The organism is Plantibacter sp. CFBP 8804, assembly GCF_014841225.1.
In the GTDB taxonomy this organism is placed as follows: domain Bacteria; phylum Actinomycetota; class Actinomycetes; order Actinomycetales; family Microbacteriaceae; genus Plantibacter; species Plantibacter auratus.
Window position 1 is genome coordinate 1 of sequence record NZ_JACYTU010000035.1, and the last position, 3,985, is coordinate 3,985.

Annotated in this window: 2 protein-coding genes; one reads left to right on the forward strand and one right to left on the reverse strand. The window is 64.5% G+C overall.

What is annotated here, in order from left to right; all coding sequences use genetic code 11:
- Window positions 1–188: 188 nt before the first annotated feature.
- The gene (locus IFU11_RS19900; RefSeq protein ID WP_199862397.1) at window positions 189–2,093 is read right to left on the reverse strand and encodes an RICIN domain-containing protein; all 1,905 of its coding nucleotides are present in this window, start codon (window positions 2,091–2,093) and stop codon (window positions 189–191) included.
- Window positions 2,094–2,562: 469 nt separating this feature from the next.
- Between IFU11_RS19900 and arfA the strand changes: the two genes are divergently transcribed.
- The coding region (gene arfA, locus IFU11_RS19905) for an arabinosylfuranosidase ArfA (protein ID WP_192020097.1) at window positions 2,563–3,985 on the forward strand (1,423 nt) is incomplete at its 3' end.

Sequence of the window (3,985 nt, forward strand, 5' to 3'; positions counted from 1 at the left end):
GCGGGAGAGGCGCCGGCGCCGCCAGGGCGGCGCCGGCAACGCCGAGTGCGGGTAGCGCCAGTCCCGCCGTCAGCCCTGCGGCTCCGATCAGCAAGGTTCGACGCGAGAGTGAGGAGGTCGCTTGGGCGAGAGGGGTGATGTTCACGGGGTGACTCCTTCGTCATCGTGAGGTGGGTTGGTGGGAAACGTCACTTGATGGTGAACCGCTGGCACGCGTTGTCGAGGAGGCTGTACTGCTGCAGCCGCGCGCCGTCGCCGGTTGCGCAGTTGGCGAGGTCGATCGACTTCCCGGTGAGTGCCGACACGAACCGCACAGAGCCGTCCGAGAGTGGCGTGAGGCGCCAGGATGATGCGGTCCCGCAGGCCTCCTGTACGAGGCCGGCGCCGTCAGCAGTGGATCCGCCACTCACGGTGAGGCACAAGGCTGGTGCCGAGGCCGGGTGGATGCGCACCGCGCCACCGACGTCGGAACTGAAGGTGTAGGTCTGGCAGGGCGATCCCAGGTACTGATGCTGTTGGAGGATCGCGCCGATCGCCGTGTCGCAGTTCGGCACGTCGAAGGACTTGCCGGTCGGGACGCTGAGGATCTGGGTCGGTCCGACCGGGCGGATCGACCACTGCTGACAGGCGTTGCCGAGCGCTCTCCACTGCCGCACCTCTCCCCCGGCGGCCGTCGTGCAGTTCGCGACGTCCAGCATCTTGCCGTTGGCGCGGTTCGCGATGGTGAGGTAGCCCTCCGATGCCGGGGCGGGGAGCCACTCCTGGCAGGTGTTCGCCAGCCAGGCCCATTGGCGGGCGTCAGTTCCGTCCGCGGTTCCACAGTTCGCGGAATCGAGGACCTTGTTGGTCGAGGCGTTCACGAAACGGTACGCGCCGTCCGCGGTCGAATCCATGACCCAACTGGACGCGGCGGTTGCGCTGTTCGCGCAGGCTCCCTGCACCACGTTGCCGCCGTCGACGGTCGAGCCGCCCGCGACCGTCAGGCACAGGCCGCTGTTACGATTCACGACTTCGAAGGACGCGCCTTCGACACTGGCGGTGACCGGCCCGCGCTCACCGGAGGGCACCGCAATGGGCGTGCCGGTGGCGATCGGCGTCCCGAAGTCCGGCTCGCCACTCGCATTCCACGTCACCTGTTGTGCCCGCGCCGAACGCTGACGAGCGCATCCACCGTCGGCCCTGGCGTTGCCGTGATAGAGGTTCCACGTCTGGGTGCCGTCGGGTGAGGTGAAGAAGTCGTTGTGCCCGGGGCCGAAGACGCCATTCGCCTTCGAGAAGACGGGACCCGCACTTTTGTTCCAGGATGCTGCGAGCACCGGATCACCGCCGGTGTACCTCAGCGTTCCGAGCTGGTAGTCCTCGGTACCGCAGGAACTCGCCGAGAAGACGATCCACGTCTTTCCGTCCTTCTGCAGTGGCACGGGGCCCTCGTTCACCGGCATACCAATGCGCTCCCAGTCGGCCGTCGGCTGGGACAGGATGTTGATCGGGCCGGTGGCCGTCCACGGGTTCGACATCCTCGCGATGTAGTTGCTCTGCAGGCGATTCGGCTCTGGGGAGAACATGGACCAGGTCACGAACAACTCGCCGTTCAGCTCCAGATACGAGCCGTCGATGTTCCAATCGTTCGTCGGTATCGGCTGTCCTTTGTAGGCGTACGGACCGGTCGGGTCGTCGCCGGCGCTCTCGATCACCTGCAGGTGCTGGCGGTCGAACGTTCCGGCTGTGCCCATGGTGTACATCAGGTACCAGCGCGGACCGTTCGGGCCGGTGAGACGCTTGAGTTCGGGCGCCCACATGTTGGCGTTGCGCCCGGCGGTGGTGTCCGAATAGACCGTGACTGGGGCAGCGGTCTTCAGCCCCTCGAGCGTGGGCGCCTTACGCATCACGACCCGGTTGTCCCAGGTGGTGGCGACGAGGTAATAGTTCCCGTCGAAGAACTCGATCGTGGGATCGGCGCCGTCCGGCAGAACGGGGTTCGTGAACGTCGCCTCGCCGATGGCGTCTGCGGGTGACGTCGGCGCAATCAGCGCGCCGGATAGGACGAACAGCAGACATGCCGCTGCGAGGAGGAAACGACGGAAGAGTGACACGGAGAGCTCCTTCGATCTCGAGTCGCGGCCGAGCGCAGCCACAAGGCCGCACTCAGATGCTGCATCTCTTCGCGTGCCGAGCACGCCAGAGCAGCTGACCGTCCAGGTGCGGGGGCACCCTCTTGACGGAAGTCGGACGGCGTCGTCCGTCACCAACGCTCATGAATTGTGAGCGCTATCAACCGGATCACAATGTGCACCATGTGGGGGGTTTAAGTCAACTGATTGCAGCACAGGCAACCTCGGTCAACCGATGAGAGCGTTCACAGCACGCTCTTCGTCGTCGACATACCCGCACCTCAGCGACCGCCGGCCGCAAATGCACGGGTGCCGCGGGAACTACGGGCAGGCCCGTCAGCGATACCGACGTCCAGCACGCACCGCCCTGAAACTGAGCGTTGTGTTCTTTTTTGTTCCGAGATATGTTCTCTGCCGTTGCTGCTCAATCGCAGCGGAAAGGACACCCCCGATGACATCCCGTCAGCGCGCGCTCCTCACGACGTCCCAGGCCCATCCCATCGGAGAGGTCGACAGACGTCTCTTCGGATCGTTCATCGAGCACCTCGGTCGCTGCGTTTACGACGGAGTCCTAGAACCCGGACACCCACTCGCCGACGAGAGAGGTTTTCGAAGCGATGTGCTCGACCTGGTCCAGGAACTCGGGGTTACGACCGTCCGTTACCCAGGAGGCAATTTCGTGTCAGGCTTCCGCTGGGAGGATGCGGTCGGCCCGAAAGAGCAACGGCCACGTCGGCTCGACCTCGCCTGGCATTCGACCGAGACGAACCAGTTCGGCCTCGATGAGTTCATCGATTGGGCGGCAGAAGCCGACGTTGAGCCGATGTACGCGGTCAACCTCGGAACGCGCGGCGTGGAAGAGGCGTTGAACGTGCTGGAATACTCGAACCACCGCTCAGGCACCGAACTCGCAGATGCAAGAATCGCCAACGGGCACCGGAAACCGCATGCCATTCGGATGTGGTGCCTCGGAAACGAGATGGACGGCCCCTGGCAGCTCGGCCACCGCAACGCAACGGATTATGGCAAGATCGCGGCCCGAACCGCGCGCGCGATGAGGCAGTTCGACGAGTCGCTCGAGCTCGTCGTGTGCGGCTCGTCCCACGCGCGCATGCCGACGTTCGGCGCCTGGGAACACGCGGTCCTGTCCGAGACGTTCGATGACGTCGACTTCATCTCCGCCCATGCCTACTTCGAGGAGACGGACGGCGACGCGGCGACATTCCTCGCTTCTGCCGTGGAGATGGACCGGTTCATCGAGGCAGTCGTGGCACAAGCGGACGCCGTTGCCGGCGCCCGCAAGAGCACCAAGCAGATCATGATCTCATTCGACGAGTGGAACGTCTGGTATAGCGCCCGATTCAACCAGGAAGAGAAGATCACGGCACCCGACCAGTGGCCGGAGGCACCCCGCCTCCTGGAGGACCGTTACTCGGTCCTCGATGCGGTGGTCGTCGGTGGCCTACTGATCTCTCTTCTGAATCATGCTGACCGGGTCAAGGCAGCATCGCTCGCACAGTTGGTGAACGTGATCGCTCCCATCATGACCGAGCCCGGAGGGCCAGCCTGGCGCCAAACGATCTTCTACCCGTTCGCGGCGACGTCTGCGCTCGCCACCGGACGCACACTGCGAACCACCTTCGAAACCCCGACCTACGACACCGAGAAGTACGGAACCGTTCGTACGGTGGATGCGGCAGTCACCTTCGACGAGTCCGCAGGCAGCGGGTCAGTGTTTCTGGTCAACCGTTCCCTCACCGATGCGGTCGACGTCGAGCTCACACTGGACGGCTGCGGCTTCAGCCATGTCGAGTCGACTCAGACGGTCTCGGACGAAGATGTCTCGGCGTCCAACACACTTGAACATCAGGACC